Genomic DNA, 18325 nt, shown 5'->3' with positions numbered 1-18325 from the left:
TCATATACCAGCAGGGTTTAAAAATTAAGTTGATGTGTTGAAATTAAGCCGTTTTTAGCTATTTTATTTACTTAAATGTGTAAATTGGACTTTCTGACTACGTGGATGCTGAGAAATTTGTATTTCGGATACTTGTGGTACCTGTTTTAAGCTAAAGTTTTTAATTCCCCAAGCGATTAATTGTTCAATATTTAAATCGATTAAATCAGCTATAACAGGCAATCCTAAAAATTCAAATGCACTAATTAAAGCAGGCTTTGGATTTTGTTTGCTAATGGCAGGAGCATAATTTTGTTTAGACAATTTGAAACCAGGCTTGGCAACCGCTAAAGGTAAATGAGCAAATTCAGGCACAGGGCTATCGAGTTGTTTAAATAAACTAATTTGCCGAGCGGTTGGCTCAATTAAATCAGCACCTCTTACAATTCGATTAATCCCTTGAGCAATATCATCGACGACCACAACAAGTTGATATGCAAATAAGTCATCGCTGCGTTTAATTAAGTAATCTTCATGGGAAAGGGCGCTATTTACCGTTATATCACCTTGAATTAAGTCATTAAATTGAGTCGTTGGATGTTGCTGAACTAAGCGAAGCGCACCGGATTGAGTATTATGATTAAGTGTTTGGCAATGCCCCTGATAAATACCGCCAATGGCTTTTATTTGTTTGCGAGTACAGGTGCAACCATAAACAAGGTTTTGTTTTAAAAGTGAGTGGGTAATATCTTGGTATAAAGGCAGACGCTGCGTTTGATATACAACAGGTTCGTCCCAGTGAAGGGCGTAGGCATGTAAGGTATTAAGAATATCGGAGTCGGCGTTTTTAACCACGCGCGTAGTGTCAATGTCTTCTATACGAACTAACCAATCTCCTTGGTTAGCTTTTGCATCTAGATAACTACCCACAGCCGCTACAAGTGAGCCAAAATGTAATGGCCCAGAAGGAGACGGTGCAAAACGACCGCGATATTTACGCATAGGCGCAGTAACGGCTGTAGGAGACATAACTAATTAATAAGTATTAATTAGCCGCGTCCAGATTGCTTTTCTTTGATTTCTGCAAGTGTTTTGCAGTCTACGCATAAATCGGCAGTAGGACGTGCTTCTAAGCGACGTATGCCAATTTCGATGCCACAAGACTCACAAAATCCAAAATCATCTTCTTTAATCAAATTAATTGTTTTTTCAATTTTTTTGATTAATTTACGTTCGCGGTCACGAGTACGAAGTTCTAAAGAGAACTCTTCTTCTTGTGCAGCGCGGTCAACTGGGTCAGGAAAGTTAGCAGCTTCGTCTTGCATGTGTGATTTAGTACGATCAACTTCGTTACGTAAATCATTACGCCAAGTTTCTAAAATCGCTCTAAAATGAGCACGTTGTGCATCATTCATGTACTCTTCGCCTGGTTTTTCTTGGTATGGTTCTAAACCGGCTTGAGCCAATAAACCATGTTTCTTTTGGTCTGGCATAACTCTCTCCTAAATCCTTAATTTAATGCCTCAGCATTAGCCGGCGGTATAAATAACAGAATCTTATATCCTAGGCAAATTTATTTTTAATTAATCGAATTAGCTTCAACCATGCTTACTGAGTAAAAAGTGTATTAATAGTCTATTTACACTTTTAATTAATTCACATATTCGCTTTCTAAAACTTGCCTTGTTATGTGGGCAAAAGCTTTAAAAACAAGTTAATTTTTATAATTCACTTTGTATAACTTTTTTTAATTTGAGTACTTTGCTTATTTTGCAAATTACGCTTAGTTCAATCCCTTGGTTTAATACACTATTGTGCAAATACTATTTTTTTATGAAGTAAAACTTCATTAGCAGAAATTGTGGCCTTGTATGCTAATACTTCAACGCCGGCTATTATTGCTTGGCTTAATAGCGTGGCGTATTTTTTATCAATATGCGCAGCTGCACTTACTGTATTTATTCCTTCATGCAAAACAGCGAACAGTAATACTGCTCGGTGGCCTTGTTCGATCATTTCTATTAGTTCGCGAATATGTTTTTGTCCGCGCAGTGTTTGCGCATCAGGAAAGTAGCCTTGCCCGCTTTGTGGTGCATCTTCGCTTAATAATGTGACTGATTTAACTTCTACGTAGCAATCAGGCTTATTTTCGTCAGTGAGCAAAAAGTCGATTCTGCTGTTTTCGCTGCCGTACTTTACTTCGCTTTGCAATTGACTGTAGTCGAGTAGCTCGCTTATTACATTATTGTTTATTGCTTCTTCTACTACTTTATTAGCCACTGCTGTATTTACACAAATAAGCTGCGATAAGTTATTTTGCGTAAGCTCTAATGAATGCGGGTATTTTCGTTTTGCGTTATCGCTTGTTGAATAAAAAGCAGCAAAACCCGGCTCTGCGCATCCCGTCATTTTACCCGTATTAGCACAGTGGGTGGTAAATTCACTGCCATCACTTAATTGTAAATCAGCTAAAAAGCGTTTGTAGCGTTTTAATAAGGTGGCAGGTTGCAGAGTTGGCGTGTACTTCATGATAACTTCCAAAGCGTAAATACTGCACAGCAGTGTGGTTTATGTTATTTATCTCAAGCTGTTGGGAACTTAAGCGCTCTATAGTAAACTCGGTGGCACATTTAAGTGCAAGGGTATTCTAACATGAGTGAAAAATTTGTTGTTCAACTAAGCGAACAAGCAGCAGCGAGTCATTGGGGCGATAATGCGTCATTGTCTTTTAATGAGCGCGGTGCAACTGTTCATTTGTCTGAGCAAGAAACATTGAAAAATGTTCAAAAAGCTGGTCGTACTATTGCAATCCAAGGTATTAAAAACGTTGAATTAGCAGGCGATGCTTGGTGTACAGAAAGCCAGTGGGCTTTTTATCAAGGCTTTGTAACACCAAAATCGTTAAATGGTGTTGAGTTTGTTGATAACGCACAATCAGATATTAAAGAACTTGCTCACTTAAAAACGTCAGCAATTTGGGCACGTGAAATGGTTAACGGGACTGCCGATGACATTTACCCAGAAAGCCTTGCTGAAAAAGCAGCTGAGTTTATTCAATCATTAGCGCCTGAGCATGTAAGTTACCAAATTATTAAAGGTGATGCGTTACTAGAGCAACAGTGGATTGGTATTCATGCTGTTGGTCGCGGTAGTGTTCGCCCGCCAGTATTGCTTGAGCTTGATTACAACCCAACAGGCGACGAAAATGCACCAGTAAGTGCAGCGCTTGTAGGTAAAGGTATTACGTTTGACTCAGGTGGTTACTCAATTAAATCAAGCGAAGGTATGCTTGGTATGAAGTGCGACATGGGCGGCGCTGCAACAGTAACTGCAGGTTTAGCATTGGCTATTAACCGTGGTATTGAAAAACGTATTAAACTGTTTTTATGTTGTGCTGAGAACTTAATTTCGGGTCATGCATACAAATTAGGTGATATTCTTACTTATAAAAATGGCACGACAGTTGAAATTGTAAACACCGATGCTGAAGGTCGCTTAGTACTTGCAGATGGCCTAATGGCCGCAGGTGAGACTGGCGCTCCACTTATTATTGATGCAGCAACACTAACTGGCGCAGCGCTTGTTGCTGTTGGTCAAGAGTACAATGCATTATTTGCACTTGATAAAGAACTTGTACGTGAAGTTGAGAGTTTTGCATCTCAAGAAATGGAAGCTGCTTGGCCACTTCCTCTTGAAAAATGGCATCAACAAAACTGCCCATCTCCTTATGCTGATACGGCGAATAGCCGTGCGCAAAAAGGTGGCGGTTATGGCGGTGCATCGAATGCTGCAGGCTTTTTATCGCGCTTTGTGCCAAACGATGGCAAAGGCTGGGTACACATCGATTTAGCGGCTGCATTTAACATGGGCAGTACAAGTCAATGGGCAGCGGGTGCAACAACTCAAGGTATGCGTACAGTTGCTCGTACTTTACAAGAAAAAGCATAATATTTACTAAATTACGCTTTTTACGCTAAAAATAGGCACCCTTGGGTGCCTATTTTTTAATTTACAGGCAAGCAATTTTATTTCATTTACGGTAAAATCAGTCGCCAATACCTGTTTGAGTTTAATTTTTGCTTAACTCTAAGCTGCGCTCAAATCTTATATCCACCACTGGGGTTTCTAATTATGTCAGATAAGTGCTACATCACAGCTCAACAGCTGCTTGAAGATTCGTTCCGCGTAGCGGCACAAGTATACCAAGATGGCTTTCGTCCTGATTTTATTATTGGTATTTGGCGAGGTGGTGCACCGATCGGTATTGCTGTTCAAGAATATTACGATTACAAAGGCATTGAGACTGACCACATTGCAGTACGTACATCGTCTTATTACGGTATTGGTAAACAGTCGAAAGAAATTAAAGTACACGGCTTACATTACATTGTAGAGAACGCAAATGCAGGTGATTCATTATTAATTGTTGATGATGTATTTGACTCAGGTCGTAGTATTGTTGCATTAAAAGAAAAGCTTTCAGAGCTTATGCGCTTAAACTTGCCACGTGATATTCGTATTGCATGCCCGTACTACAAGCCAAAAAACTCAAAAGTGGACACTGTTCCAGATTATTATATTCATGAATCTGAAGAGTGGTTAGTGTTCCCGCATGAATTATCGGGTTTAACACCGGATGAAATTATTGCTGGTAAATCTGATCTTGCGAAAATTCATGACATTTTGCTAGAGAAGTAATTAGTAATTTGCATAAATAAAAAAAGGCCGTTAAGGCCTTTTTTTATTTTAAAGCTGAGCAAAGCTATCTACGTATTCACTTAGTTTTGGTATATCGACTGCTTGCAAGCCATCGTTACTTCTAAGTACCAAGCCTTTTTCTACGAGTTCTGTAACAACACGTCTGTAAGCTCGCTCAGTGGTAGCAAAACGTTCGGCTTCAGCATTTACAGTTGGGTAGGCTCTAAGTAGCGTAGGGTTGTTGTTCTCGGCCCTTAGTAAGCAATCTTTAGCTATGTTATAGCTAAGTGGTAGTAATAACTTATCTAAATTGATTTTTTGGTTTTCCTGAAACTTAGCCGCAATAGTTTGTGCTGTGTATAAGCTTAGTTCTGGTTTTTCAAGCAGTAGAGCACGCCAATGCCTTAATTCAATAAGGTTATAAGTGACATCGCTAAAGCACGTTACCGTATATATACACGGATTATTATTTAGCGCTTCTATTTCACCAATAAGGGTGTTGTTACAATCCAATTGTCCTAACAGCAGGCGTCGTCCATTACCTACGTCGTAACTAAACGACACAGTGCCACTGCGTACAAGCACAAGCTTGCTTAAAGGCTGATCTTGATGGATCAGAACTTCTTTTTTTGATTGTTGATAGCTACTACCGGCAAAGGTTAAAAGCTGATCAACAAGGTAACTAGAAAAATGGTATTGAAACATCAATGTGCTCTTCGGACATTTGTCCTATTTATTACATCTTAATGACGATAGCATTAAGACACTAAGAATTTACGCTAACTTGCTACTAATATTATTAGCTTTGCTAAGAGTATTATTTTACCTTCATTTCCCGTGTAATGATTTAAGAATTTGCTGGTATTTTCCGGCAAACTTTTTCAGGTTTTTTAAGCAGGTTAGCTTTTTTATTTTGTTGTAACTTTGCAATACTTACAAGTGCCATAAGATAGCAGTACATGTAATGCTAACCTAAAGGCTAGGAGAGAACAATTGAGTTGGGAATATTTAGGTTATATTGCATCAGCTTTATTGGTTGCATCGTTAACAATGACAGATGTAGTAAAACTGCGTTGGTACAACATGTTTGGTTGTATTGTATTTACTGCATACGGTGTTGCCATTGGCGCAGTGCCTGTTATTTTTACCAACGGCTTATTGTCGCTTGTAAATTTATACCACATTATAAAAATATATCGCCAACCTAAAGTTGAAGACGCTAAAAGCTAAAATAAGTTATCTGCACAAAGTAAGTTAATGGTTTTAATTAAAATCAAAAATTTCAGCTTTTGTGCAGTCCAGCTTGAAGCGTATATAGATAATCTCATATCACTCTACATAACTTACCTCGATGAACCTTTGAACCATGCTGTAATATCCTACTTAAAAGATGATTACTTTAGGTTTTAATACGTCGATCGTTAGCTAAATTCTGTTCGCGGTTTAGATATAAATAAGTGCTTCTAAATTTCATAAAAAAATCCGATAGCAGTAAACTGCTATCGGATTTTTATCTGTTATACCAACCTACTTACATATGCTATTTAATTCATTAAATTGCTTAAATATTTATGCAGGTAGGCACTATGGTATTTACGCTTTTTCTAAATCTTCAACGTCACCTAAACCTGCAGTTAGCTCTTCAAGTAATTGCTTTATTTCTTCAGAAGCTAAAATAAAGTCAGCATCAAGTTTTAAAGTCATATCTTCTTTAGGAATATCTGCGTTTTCTTCTTTTAGAGTTTCAGAGTAGCTTAAACGTTTGATAGAGCCATCGTTTTGCAGCATAAACTTAAGACGCTCTTGCCAATCAAGTGCAAGTTTAGTTACGCGTTTACCACTTTCTAAATGCGATTTAACTTCATCACACGATAGATCATGACCTTTAAGCTTTACTTGTGCGCCGCTGTCGTCTGCTTCTTCAAGTTCAGCGTCTGAGCCAATAGCAAAACCTTCTGGTGTACTAAAGTTAGTTAACCAATCAGTTAAAAATACATCTAGGTCGTAGTTAGCAAACGCAGGTACAACCGGAAGCGTTCCTAACGATTTACGAAGTAGTGCTAGTAGTTCTTCTGCTTTATTAAAGCTGCCACTATTTACAACAACCCAACCGTTTTCTTGGTCAATAAAGGCAAATTGTAAGCTCGACTTTTTAAATGCTTGAGGTAGAAGAGTATGAAGAATGTTTTCTTTTAATTCGTCTTTTTCTTTCTTTTTAACTGGGCGGTTTTCTTCAGCTTCTATCAGATCAACTTTCTCAGCAACTAGTTCATTAATAACAGAAGCAGGGAGTACTTTTTCTTCGCGTTTAGCGCAAACTAGAATACTTTTTTGAGAAAAATGCGATAGCGTATCGCCATGTTTTCCAAACGCTTTTGTCCAACCAAATGTTGCAAGCTCTTGACCAGTACATGGGCGAAATAAATCTTGCTCTAATGCTTTATCAAAGTCTTCTTGAGTATATGAAACGTCTTGCTTAAAGCGGTAACAAATAAGGTTACTAAACCACATAGGGGAATTGATCCATTTGAAAAATTTGTACAATCATAGCAATAAAAACAGCATCTCGAAATGACTGATTTGTTACTAGGGCGTGTTGAACTTTATGGATTGAAATTTGTTCAATCTAGGGGCGATTAAATCGCGGCGCGAGGTTTGTAACCTATGGACTAAGTAAAAACCGAGCAACAAAGAGTTAATCGTCCCTAGAAAGAACCCAAAGGGCAGCGCATGTTTGGTATTTATGCTGCGTTATCGCCTATTTATGGGGAATAACCACACTACATAGGCTCTGCCTTGCCTAAAAACCAAACATGTTGCTGCAAATTCAACCACCAAAGAACAACACGCCCTAATAATTTAATGCATATACTTTTATTTATTCATATTTATCAAAAATAGGCAGTGGCTTAGCCATGTTCTTCGGAAATTGAATATAGTAACGCAGACCTTTGCCCGGCTCACTCGTTGCATCAATAGAGCCACTAAGGGTTTGCTTGACCAAATTAAGCATTATATGGGTGCCTAATCCGCTACCACCTTCATCGCGTTTGGTAGTAAAAAATGGGTCAAATAATTTTTTTAATTGCTCGTTAGTAACACCGTTACCGTCATCTTTGTAATCAATAGTTAAGTTGGTGTCATCAGCGCTTATTTTAATATCCATTACACCGTTGCTTTTACCTTCAAAGCCATGAATAAGTGAGTTCATAATTAGGTTAGTAAAAATTTGGCTTATAGCCCCAGCAGGTAGATTTAAAACTAAATCATCAGGACATTCTAATTTTATAGTATGGGATGTCTTTTTTAGTTTTGGGTGCAGTGAGCGTATTACTTCGTTAGTGTAATCTTTAAAGTTAATGGTTCTTACTGCTTCACTGGCTTGATCGACCGCTATTTGTTTAAAGCTAGCTATAAGCTCCGAAGCTCTATCTAAGTTAGTGGTTAGTAAGCTTGTGCTTTGTTTTGCTTCGTTAATGAATTCTTCTAGTGCTTTTGGCGAAAGTGTTTTTTCGGTATAAGCATTTTCGAGTTTATTTAAGCGTTCTTGTAAAAATGATATTGCCGTTACACCTATCCCAATAGGGGTGTTTATATCGTGTGTAATACCTGCTACAAGTCCGCCTAGCGCAGCCATTTTTTCTGTGCCTAGTAAACGTTCCTGTGCAAGGCTTAACTCTTCTATATAGCGCTGAGATTCAGTTTGCTTTGTAATTAACTCTAGCTCTGTGCTGCGGCGTAAGTCTACTTCTTCGGTGAGGACAATTTTTTGCTTTTCGAGTTCGTATTTTTGCTGCTGTAAATCCATCATTGCTTGGCTTAAGTTGGATGTTTTACGGGCTACGTCTTGTTCAAGTTGTATGTTGTGTTGATCAAGCTTTTCGTTACTTATAATGAGTTCTTTTTGGGTGTGTTCAAGCTCTTTTCTATACTGAACCACTTTATCTATTAGTTTGTTAAATGACTGCTCCATCACTTTTAGTTCATTATGTTCTTCTGTTTCTATTTCTATATGTTGACCTTCTAGCTCGTCTAGTTCTAAATTTTCTAGTTGCTCAGTGAGTTCTGCTAAAGGGTCTGTAAGAAGTTTTCTAAATGCCATTAAAAATAAGATGATCAAAAAGGTGGTTTTAATCATCGCATTACCAATCAAAAAGTAGATTGATACCATAATGCGGCTAAAAACAACTTCTCGACTTGAGAATAAGGTAACGTCACCAACTTGAGTAGCACGACCTGAAAATTCAAAAATAAGTGGAAAGGTATAACCAAATAAACCCGATTTTGCGTCTTCTAAAATAACCTCTTCTTGTACTAACTGTTGGTTATATAGCTTGTGTATATCAAGAGAGCGCCCTAGCTGTGAAATAATTTCGCCGCTGTCGTCTCGAACAATAATCCCTTCAATCATGGGGATGGCGAGTAAACCTTCTGCTGTTGTAATTGTTTGCTTGGTATTAAGCTCCCAAATTGCACGTGTTAAGCTGCGACTAAAGGTTTTTTGTAAGGTACTAAGTTCATCGCGAATATAGTCTTTAGTATTGACGTATTCAGCAAGCACTTGTCCACAGGTCACTACAAAGGTAAGCAAAAAATAGACGGATAAAACGCTAGTCAGTAGCTTCTTAGAAAGACTTTTTTGTAACATGAGTGACTTGTTCATCCTTTATTATTTTTGTAACGTTACGATAGTAATTTAAAAGTTAGTCAATAAACCTCTAAAAATAAATAAAAAAGTTAAAATTTAATAAGATAAATCCAAAAAGTGAGCGTGTAGTATCAAAGTATTTAAACCAAGGTATAAATTAATAAATTCGTTATCTGTTATGTATTGTAGGCTTAATTAGTATTTGCTTTGGTTAATTATATCTTAAACGGATTTATTCTATATTTATCATTGTATTAAATTATTAATGCGCTGAGTGCTTTGAGGCGTGTTAAAGTGTCTAAAATGCAATGGAAGGCATTAGTTTAATAACCTTTTAATAACTTTGATGGTTGTGTAGTAGTAAACATGATGAAATTTTCGATATTAGTCTGTGACGATTCTGCAGTTGCCCGTAAACAAGTCGTGCGGTGTTTAAATGAATGTATAGACGCTCAAATACAACAAGCTACAAATGGAGCGCACGCTCTAGAACTTTTACGAGCACAAAGCTTTGATTTATTGTGCTTAGATCTCACCATGCCCGAAGTTGATGGTATACAAGTACTCGAGACTATAAAAACAGAAAAAATAGAGTGCTTTGTTTTAGTTATTTCTGCCGATATACAAGAAAAAATGAAGCAACGAGTCGCACAACTTGGCGCAATAGACTTTATCGATAAACCTATCAATAAATCTAACTTAAACGAAATATTGCATAAATTTGGCATTCATTAGGTTTTTTCATGTTAAAAAAGGCTGTTTTATCTTTTAATTTAGGGTTGACAGCATAGCCTTTGTTAAGGCAATCTTAACATATGAAAACAATTAATCGCGTACTGACCATTATTATTACAACCATCATTCTTACTGGATAGTGGCATAGGTCGGTGCAACAAATTTAAAGGCCTGTGTTCACTTAGAACACAGGCCTTTTTTCGTTTTATGGGATGAGGAACATAAACAATGCGAGTTTTAAAATTTGGTGGGTCTTCGCTTGCCGACTATGCATGCTTACAACAGGTAGCTCAGCTAGTTAAAGCACAATTAAAAGATGAAATGCTTTTGGTACTTTCTGCTCCAGGTGGAATGACCGATTCGCTAGTTGCACTTGCAAGTGCTGCAGAACAAGGCTCTGACTTTTCGCAGCAATGGCAAGCATTAGTTAGCCGCTGTGAAGGTTTGAAAGCTGACGTTGAAAAAAGTGGTGTAGTAGTTACAAGTTGGCCAAACTTAAGGGAACTTAAAAATAAACTAGATGGCGTGTCACTTATACAATGTTGCCCTGATCAAGTTCGCGCATTTGTAATTAGCTTTGGAGAGCGCGTTAGTGTTTCTTTAATGCAGGCTTTATTGAACTCGCACGATGCAAGATACTTAGAAGCAACAAGCTGTATCGCTTCAACTGGTGGTTATATTGATGCAGAAGCTGATTTGGTGGCAAGTAAAGCTCGCTTTCAAGCTGTGCTTAAAGAAAGCCCTGCAACTATCTATATCATGCCTGGTTTTACAGCGAGTAATGACAAAGGTGAACTTACAACGCTTGGCCGTAATGGCTCAGACTACTCAGCAGCAATTGCCGCAGCATGTTTAGAAGCTGAAATTTGCCAAATTTGGACAGACGTTGATGGTGTATACAGTGCTGATCCTCGTTATATTAAAAAAGCGACTAAAGTAGATTTTTTATCTTATAAAGAAGCGATGGAGCTTTCTTATTTTGGTGCAAAAGTACTTCACCCTAAAACAATTTTACCGTGTGCTAAAGCAGGCGTGCCGTGCGAAATTAAAAATACGCATAACCCAGACGCACAAGGCTCATTAATTGGTAACGATTATTCATCAGATGAGCCTGTAAAAGCGCTTTCGAGCCTACAAGACCTTGCAATGCTAACTGTCTCAGGGCCAGGCATGAAAGGCAAAGTAGGTATGGCGTCTAAGGTATTTAACGCGCTTGCTCACGATAACGTATCAATTGTATTGATCACGCAGTCATCATGTGAATTTAGCATTAGCTTTTGTGTACACGAAACAGACCTAGCGCTTGCACTGGATGCGTTACAAACTGCATTTGAACTTGAATTACAAGCAGGGCTTATTGAGCCTGTACAAGTACAACGTAATTTAGCCATTGTTACTTTAGTGGGCGATAACATGCGCGCGCACCGTGGCTTAGCGGCTAAGTTTTTTGCATCGCTTGCACAAGCTCAAGTAAACATTGTTGCAATAGCACAGGATTCTACTGAAAGTGCTATTTCAGCCGTAATTGATGGCGAACTTTGTAACGACGCGGTTAAAATATGTCATGAAAACTTTTTCACACATGTGCCGTCAATTGATGTGTTTTTACTCGGTTGTGGCTTAGTAGGGCAAGAGCTTATTAATCAGCTTGAGCGCCAACAAGCGTGGCTTGAAAAACGTAATATTAAACTTAACTTGTATGGTGTTGCTAACTCTCGCCAATTACACCTTGATAGTGAAGGTATTGCTTTTGGTGATTGGCAGCAAAAATTGGCCTCATCTGAGCAGGCGTTTGATTTAAAACTAGTAGAGCAGTTTGTTAAGCAAAATCATTTAGTAAATCCAGTGCTTGTTGATTGTACGTCGTCTGATGCACTTGCTGCGCAATACGTAGACTTTTTAAATGCAGGTTTTCATGTAGTAGCTGCCAATAAAAAAGCAACAACAAGTTCATACACGTATTACCAAGATTTAATTGCAGCAACACAAAAGAATAATCGTAAATTTTTATACGAAACAAACGTTGGTGCAGGCTTACCAGTAATCGACAACTTACAGTCATTATTTGGTGCTGGTGATGAGTTATTAGAATTTAGCGGTATTTTATCAGGCTCACTTTCGTATATGTTTGGCGCACTTCAAGATGGTTTATCACTTTCAGAGGCAACTATTAAGGCAAAAGAAAGTGGCTTTACTGAGCCAGATCCTCGTGATGATTTATCGGGTACCGACGTAGCACGTAAGTTATTGATCATTGCTCGCGAAGCCGGTATGAAATTAGAGCTAAGCGATATTGAAGTTGAGTCAGTATTACCACAAGGTTTTGCACAAGGTGATAGTGTTGATGAGTTTATGGCAAAACTACCAAGCCTAGATGCTGATTTTAACGAGCGTATCAAAAGCGCTGCGAGCGAGGGTAGGGTACTTCGCTATGTAGGCACAATTAAAGAAGGCCACTGTAAAGTAGGTATTGAAGCGGTAGATGCAAAGCATGCGCTTAGTGTCATTCGTGATGGCGAAAACGCACTGGCTATTTTAAGCCAATACTACCAGCCACGTCCGTTTGTAATTCGTGGTTATGGCGCCGGCTCGGAAGTAACAGCCGCAGGTGTATTTGCTGATATTTTAAAAACGTTATCGCGCTAGGAGCTCGTTATGATTGAAGTCTATGCTCCGGCGTCTATTGGTAATTTTGCAGTGGGTTTTGATGCACTTGGCGCAGCGCTTGCGCCAATTGATGGCAGTTTGTTAGGTGATGTAGCCGTTGTAAGCGCAGCACCAAGCGATGAGTTTATTTGCACAGGCGAGTACGCTCACAAGTTACCCAGTGATGCTAATGAAAATTTAGCGTACCAGTGCTTAGTGCATTTTAGAGCGCATGTTGCGCCTAATATGCCAAGCGTAAAGCTCGAGCTTAAAAAGAACTTACCAATTGGCTCAGGGCTTGGCTCTAGTGCGTGTTCGGTAGTGGCTACCTTTGCTGCTCTTGATAAGTTTGCACAGACTAATTTAAGCCAGGTTGAGCTAATTGAGCTTATGGCTGACTTTGAAGCTGTGGTAAGCGGCGGTCGTCATTACGACAACATTACGCCATGTTATTTAGGTGGTTTGCAGCTAACAGGTGATTTAATTCCTGATAAATCGATTGCACTGCCGGTTGATGAAAACTGGTATTACGTTGCTGCATTTCCTGGTTTTTCGCTAAATACCGCAAAAGCGCGTTCTGTTTTACCAAAAGAGTTGAGCATGCATGCAAGTGTTGAGTTTGCTCAGCGTTTGTCGGCATTTAGTAGCTTACTGTTAACTAGCCGTTTTGACGATGCGCTAAGCATAATGAAAGATGAAATAGCAGAACCTTACCGCGCACCGCTTATAAAAGGTTTTAGTGAAGCCAAAGCAAGCTTGCCAGCACTGGGCGCTGAAATAGTCAGTATTTCGGGCGCAGGACCAACCTTATTTAGTGTGTGTAAAACACTTGAAGCTGCACAGCAATGCGCGCAGTGGTTAGAAACCAATTACATTAACGAGCAAGGCTTTTGCCACATTTGTAAATTAGATAACGACGGCACGCGTCAATTAACAGTTTTATAGGATAGTTAGTCATGCAATTACATAATTTAAAAGATAGCTCACAAAAAGTGTCGTTCGTTGAAGCCGTAAAAACAGGTTTGGGTCGTAACCAAGGTGTATTTTTCCCAGAATCACTGCCGCCACTGTCCGATGTTGATGCATTGCTTGATATGGACTTTGTTACGCGCAGCGGCAAAATATTATCGCACCTAATTGGTGATGAGCTACCAAGCGATACCGTGGCACAAATGGTTAAAAATGCATTTAACTTTCCAGTTAAGCTGGTGGAAGTTGAAGAGAACACATACTGTTTAGAGCTGTTTCATGGTCCTACACTTGCGTTTAAAGACTTTGGTGGTCGCTTTATGGCAGAGTGTTTAACGCAGTTTAATAAAGACGAGAAAGTAACTATTTTAACAGCAACATCGGGCGATACCGGTGCAGCCGTTGCGCATGCTTTTTACAATAAACCAAATATCGATGTTGTTATTTTATACCCTAAAGGCAAAATTTCACTTGCTCAGCAAAAGCTATTTACTACGCTAGGTAACAATATTCATTGTTATGCAGTCGAGGGCAGCTTTGATGATTGCCAAGAGCTAGTTAAAAATGCCTTTTTAGATGAAGAAGTTAAATCAACACTTGGGCTTAACTCAGCTAATTCAATTAATATTAGCCGTTTAGTTGCTCAGGTTTGTTACTACTTTGAAGCGATTGCACTGCTACCAAAAGAAAAACGCGCAACAGCACATATATCAGTACCTAGTGGTAACTTTGGTAATGTGTGCGCCGCAATGATTGGTGCGGTTATTGGTTTACCTGTAGGTAAATTAAGCGCAACAACAAATCAAAATGATACTGTGCCGCGCTTTATGCTTGATAAAAACTGGACGCCAAACGCAACGCTTGAGTCGCTTTCAAATGCGATGGATGTAAGTAAGCCAAACAATTGGCCGCGTGTACAAACAATGTTAGATAATAACTGGTTTAGCTACGATAATTTTTATTCAACAAGCGTAAACGAGCAAGACACGCAAGCCGTGATGAAAAAAATTCAACAAACGGGCTATGTTGCAGAGCCTCATACTGCTATTGCTTACCAAGGTCTTGTTGAAAATCGTGCACCTGGTACAGCGGGTATCTTTTTAGCGACAGCTCATCCTGCTAAGTTTAAAGAAAGCGTAGAGGGTATTCTAAATATTGAATTAGGTATGCCAAAACCACTTGCTGATGCACTAGCAAAACCATGCCTAGCAAGCGATATGAACGCCGATTACGACGAGTTACGTACCGAAATGCTCGCTAAATTAGGCTAAGTTAAATTAAAAGGAAAAGCGGCTTGAGCCGCTTTTTTTATAACTTTATACGGATGAATACACTTAGTTATATTTACTAATTAAATATAATTCATTTAAAATTATTATGGCTTTATAAAAAAATATCATCTTAAAAGAGCTGTGAAATAGTTTCAATCCCTGTTTAAATATCCTCAACTTAAGAGCGTAGGCAAAGAGTCGTTTAAAGCGTACAATAAAGCCTCTAAAAAACACCATACACGTTGCCCTAGGAGACCCCAATGTTAGAACGTAGCATGAATATTTCGGATTTTGATCCAGAGTTATTTGACGCGATAACCAAAGAAACTGCTCGCCAAGAAGAGCATATCGAACTAATCGCTTCAGAAAACTACTGTAGCCCACGCGTACTAGAAGCGCAGGGTTCACAGCTTACAAACAAATACGCAGAAGGTTACCCAGGCAAACGTTATTATGGCGGTTGTGAGCATGTAGATGTTGTTGAGCAATTAGCAATTGACCGTGCTAACGAATTATTTGGTTCTGACTACGCTAACGTGCAGCCACATGCTGGTTCGCAAGCTAATGCTGCTGTTTTTCTAGCATTATTAGACGCTGGCGATACTGTATTAGGTATGAGCTTAGCTCATGGTGGTCACTTAACTCACGGTTCTCACGTAAGCTTCTCTGGTAAGCTTTACAATGCAATCCAATACGGACTAGATGAAGCAACGGGCGAAATTGATTACGCACAAGTTGAAGCACTAGCACTTGAGCACAAGCCAAAAATGATTATTGGTGGTTTCTCAGCGTACTCTGGTATTGTTGATTGGGCTAAATTCCGTGAAATTGCTGACAAAATCGGTGCTTATCTGTTTGTTGACATGGCTCACGTTGCGGGTTTAATTGCGGCAGGCGTTTACCCAAGCCCTGTTCCTCATGCACACGTTGTAACTACAACTACGCATAAAACACTTGCAGGCCCTCGTGGTGGTTTGATTATTTCTGCATGTGGCGACGAAGCAATCTACAAAAAGCTTAACAGCGCTGTTTTCCCTGGTGGCCAAGGCGGTCCTTTATGTCATGTTATTGCAGCAAAAGCAGTGGCATTTAAAGAAGCACTTCAACCAGAGTTTAAAGTATACCAAACACAAGTTGTTAAAAACGCAAAAGCAATGGTTGCTGTAATGCAAGAGCGCGGCTACAAAATCGTTTCTGACAAAACTGAAAACCACTTATTTTTACTTGATTTAATCGATAAAGATATCACTGGTAAAGATGCAGACGCAGCCCTAGGCAACGCTAACATCACAGTTAATAAAAACTCAGTACCGAACGATCCACGCTCACCATTTGTAACATCTGGTTTGCGTATTGGTTCTCCTGCAATCACTCGTCGTGGTTTCAAAGAAGAAGAATCAAAAGAGCTTGCTGGCTGGATTTGTGACGTACTAGATAACATCACTGATGAATCTGTACAGGCGCAAGTTAAAGAAAAAGTAAAAGCAATTTGTGCAAAACTACCTGTTTACGCTTAATTGCATAAGCAGCAGTAATTTAGAGCACAACAGGCCCTATTTTTTTGCTAAGATAAAAGACCGCTAAATAGCGGTCTTTTTTGTTTTAAAACGGAAGTACCGAGCTATGCATTGTCCATTTTGTACCGCAAAAGATACTAAAGTTATTGACTCACGCCTTGTTGGCGGAGGCCATCAAGTTCGCAGGCGTCGTGAGTGTAACGACTGCCACGAGCGCTTTACTACATTTGAAGGCGCTGAACTGGTTATGCCTCGTGTTATTAAACAAGACGGCAGCCGCGAACCATTTAACGAAGATAAATTATTAAATGGCTTAAATCGCGCACTCGAAAAACGCCCAGTGAGCACAGAGCAAGTAGACGAAGTGGTGAATATAATAAAATCGCAACTACGCGCAACGGGTGAGCGAGAAATTTCAAGCCATTTGGTGGGTGAATGCATTATGGAAGCCCTCAAAAAACTCGATAAAGTAGCGTACGTAAGATTTGCCTCTGTTTATCGCTCGTTTGAAGATATACGCGAATTTGGCGAAGAAATTGCCCGCTTAGGGGAGTAATACCAATTTTATTAAAAACATGATCATTCTATCGCATTAAATAGCGCACTCACTGCGTTAAAAATTATTCATATAGAACAACTACATGTCATAATTTTCGCCTTGTTATTGCGCTATTTTCTTAGCGCTATAATAGACCACTTATTTAACGCAATTGGTATAATAAATGCTTAACCAAGTTCCTTTTACCGAACATGACGAAATGTATATGGCACGCGCCATAGAGCTTGCCAAAAAAGGCCGGTTTACTACCACGCCTAATCCTAATGTTGGCTGTGTATTAGTTAAAAATAATCAAATAATTGGTGAGGGTTTTCATCAATTAGCAGGTCAAGGCCATGCTGAAGTAAATGCACTGGCAATAGCTGGCAATAATGCACAAGGTGCAACGGCTTATGTAACGCTTGAACCGTGTAGTCATTATGGGCGTACGCCACCGTGTGCTGAAGGCTTAAAAAAGGCGGGCGTTGTAAAAGTAATTGCCGCTATGGTTGATACAAACCCACAAGTTGCAGGCAAAGGCCTTAAAATACTGAGCGATGCCGGTATTGAAGTTGCTTATGGATTACTTGAATCACAAGCTCGCGCACTTAACGTTGGCTTTTTTAAGCGAATGGAACAAGGCTTACCTTATGTGACCTGTAAAATGGCAGCAAGCATAGATGGTAAAACAGCGCTTAAAAATGGGCAAAGTAAGTGGATCACAAGTCCCGCTGCTCGCCAAGACGTACAATTATACCGAGCGCAAAGCTGCGCTATTTTAACCGGTGCCGATACCGTGTTAGTAGACGATGCTAAACTTAATGTGCGGCTAAGCGAGTTGCCTTGCACGCTACCTACCGATTTACCGCTTCGCCAGCCCGTGCGTGTTATAATTGATTCACAGAATCGTTTAACGCCCAACCTTGCTTTATTTAAAATCCAAAGTGATGTAATAATATTTACGACTAAGGTTGATAAATCACTGCAATGGCCGCATTTTGTAAAGCATATTGAAGTAAGTGAAAGTAACGGCAAAGTTGATTTACAGGCTGTTTTAGAAAAGCTTGGGCAACTGCAGTTTAATAATGTTTGGCTTGAGAGCGGAGCAACACTTGCTGGTAAAATGACAGAGCTTGATTTAGTTGACGAGTTTGTTTTTTATTTGGCGCCTAAATTAATGGGCCATGATGCAAAAAGTTTAGTTAATTTTCCTGAATTGACGAGTATGCAAAACACCGTTGATTTAACATTTAATGAATGTGCGCGCATTGGTGACGATTTACGTATCACCGCGTTAAAAACTCATTAAAATCACTTAATAAAA

Annotated in this window: 16 protein-coding genes; 10 read left to right on the top strand and 6 right to left on the bottom strand. The window is 39.2% G+C overall.

Features of this window, described 5'->3' with window-relative positions:
* Nucleotides 1–63 precede the first annotated feature (63 nt).
* From gluQRS to sfsA, 3 genes are all read right to left on the bottom strand, one after another.
* Nucleotides 64–1008 (bottom strand): tRNA glutamyl-Q(34) synthetase GluQRS, encoded by a 945-nt coding sequence (gene gluQRS / locus I6E85_RS09085; protein ID WP_024589752.1) that lies wholly within the window; start codon nucleotides 1006–1008, stop codon nucleotides 64–66.
* A 20-nt stretch (nucleotides 1009–1028) separates the two neighbouring features.
* Nucleotides 1029–1472: an RNA polymerase-binding protein DksA gene (dksA, locus tag I6E85_RS09080; protein ID WP_002962671.1), complete on the bottom strand. Its 444-nt coding sequence runs from the start codon at nucleotides 1470–1472 to the stop codon at nucleotides 1029–1031.
* A 316-nt stretch (nucleotides 1473–1788) separates the two neighbouring features.
* Nucleotides 1789–2508, bottom strand: coding sequence for a DNA/RNA nuclease SfsA (gene sfsA, locus I6E85_RS09075; RefSeq protein ID WP_024589753.1), 720 nt, complete (start codon nucleotides 2506–2508; stop codon nucleotides 1789–1791).
* 123 nt (nucleotides 2509–2631) lie between these two features.
* Here sfsA and pepB point away from each other — a divergent pair, with 123 nt between their 5' ends.
* Entirely contained in the window at nucleotides 2632–3927 is a 1296-nt protein-coding gene (gene pepB / locus I6E85_RS09070) for an aminopeptidase PepB (protein ID WP_024589754.1), read from the top strand.
* A gap of 183 nt (nucleotides 3928–4110) precedes the next feature.
* The gene (locus I6E85_RS09065) at nucleotides 4111–4677 is read left to right on the top strand and encodes a phosphoribosyltransferase (RefSeq protein WP_007377478.1); all 567 of its coding nucleotides are present in this window, start codon (nucleotides 4111–4113) and stop codon (nucleotides 4675–4677) included.
* A gap of 48 nt (nucleotides 4678–4725) precedes the next feature.
* Here I6E85_RS09065 and I6E85_RS09060 read toward each other — a convergent pair whose 3' ends face one another.
* Nucleotides 4726–5382, bottom strand: a complete 657-nt coding sequence (locus I6E85_RS09060; RefSeq protein WP_002962665.1) for a Crp/Fnr family transcriptional regulator — start codon at nucleotides 5380–5382, stop codon at nucleotides 4726–4728.
* A 288-nt stretch (nucleotides 5383–5670) separates the two neighbouring features.
* Between I6E85_RS09060 and I6E85_RS09055 the strand changes: the two genes are divergently transcribed.
* A complete protein-coding gene (locus tag I6E85_RS09055; protein WP_002962663.1) occupies nucleotides 5671–5907 on the top strand; it encodes a YgjV family protein in 237 nt (78 codons plus the stop codon).
* Between the two features lie 363 nt (nucleotides 5908–6270).
* Here the strand turns inward: I6E85_RS09055 and rdgC are convergent, their stop codons facing one another.
* Both rdgC and I6E85_RS09045 read right to left on the bottom strand, forming a co-directional pair.
* On the bottom strand, nucleotides 6271–7188 hold the full coding sequence (rdgC, locus tag I6E85_RS09050) for a recombination-associated protein RdgC (RefSeq protein ID WP_197236861.1): 918 nt from the start codon (nucleotides 7186–7188) through the stop codon (nucleotides 6271–6273).
* A 367-nt stretch (nucleotides 7189–7555) separates the two neighbouring features.
* The gene (locus I6E85_RS09045; protein WP_024593692.1) at nucleotides 7556–9325 is read right to left on the bottom strand and encodes a sensor histidine kinase; all 1770 of its coding nucleotides are present in this window, start codon (nucleotides 9323–9325) and stop codon (nucleotides 7556–7558) included.
* A 366-nt stretch (nucleotides 9326–9691) separates the two neighbouring features.
* On the opposite strand from I6E85_RS09045, the gene I6E85_RS09040 reads away from it, so the two are divergent.
* The 7 genes from I6E85_RS09040 (at nucleotide 9692) to ribD (ending at nucleotide 18310) form a co-directional block, all read left to right on the top strand.
* Nucleotides 9692–10060 carry a response regulator gene (locus I6E85_RS09040; protein ID WP_007587152.1) on the top strand — a complete coding sequence of 123 codons (369 nt, stop codon included), beginning with the start codon at nucleotides 9692–9694 and terminating at the stop codon, nucleotides 10058–10060.
* A 228-nt stretch (nucleotides 10061–10288) separates the two neighbouring features.
* Nucleotides 10289–12706, top strand: a complete 2418-nt coding sequence (gene thrA, locus I6E85_RS09035; RefSeq protein ID WP_197236860.1) for a bifunctional aspartate kinase/homoserine dehydrogenase I — start codon at nucleotides 10289–10291, stop codon at nucleotides 12704–12706.
* Between the two features lie 9 nt (nucleotides 12707–12715).
* The gene (gene thrB / locus I6E85_RS09030) at nucleotides 12716–13651 is read left to right on the top strand and encodes a homoserine kinase (RefSeq protein WP_197236859.1); all 936 of its coding nucleotides are present in this window, start codon (nucleotides 12716–12718) and stop codon (nucleotides 13649–13651) included.
* A gap of 11 nt (nucleotides 13652–13662) precedes the next feature.
* Nucleotides 13663–14946 (top strand): threonine synthase, encoded by a 1284-nt coding sequence (thrC, locus tag I6E85_RS09025; protein ID WP_197236858.1) that lies wholly within the window; start codon nucleotides 13663–13665, stop codon nucleotides 14944–14946.
* A gap of 260 nt (nucleotides 14947–15206) precedes the next feature.
* Complete coding sequence (gene glyA, locus I6E85_RS09020; RefSeq protein WP_024589760.1) at nucleotides 15207–16463, top strand: serine hydroxymethyltransferase; 1257 nt, start codon at nucleotides 15207–15209, stop codon at nucleotides 16461–16463.
* A 106-nt stretch (nucleotides 16464–16569) separates the two neighbouring features.
* Complete coding sequence (gene nrdR / locus I6E85_RS09015; RefSeq protein ID WP_002961761.1) at nucleotides 16570–17019, top strand: transcriptional regulator NrdR; 450 nt, start codon at nucleotides 16570–16572, stop codon at nucleotides 17017–17019.
* A gap of 166 nt (nucleotides 17020–17185) precedes the next feature.
* Nucleotides 17186–18310 carry a bifunctional diaminohydroxyphosphoribosylaminopyrimidine deaminase/5-amino-6-(5-phosphoribosylamino)uracil reductase RibD gene (gene ribD / locus I6E85_RS09010; protein WP_101164010.1) on the top strand — a complete coding sequence of 375 codons (1125 nt, stop codon included), beginning with the start codon at nucleotides 17186–17188 and terminating at the stop codon, nucleotides 18308–18310.
* Nucleotides 18311–18325 lie beyond the last annotated feature (15 nt).

This window comes from Pseudoalteromonas sp. NZS71, from assembly GCF_015864715.1.
Classification (GTDB): domain Bacteria; phylum Pseudomonadota; class Gammaproteobacteria; order Enterobacterales; family Alteromonadaceae; genus Pseudoalteromonas; species Pseudoalteromonas arctica.
This window is presented reverse-complemented; position numbering and strand designations above follow the sequence as displayed.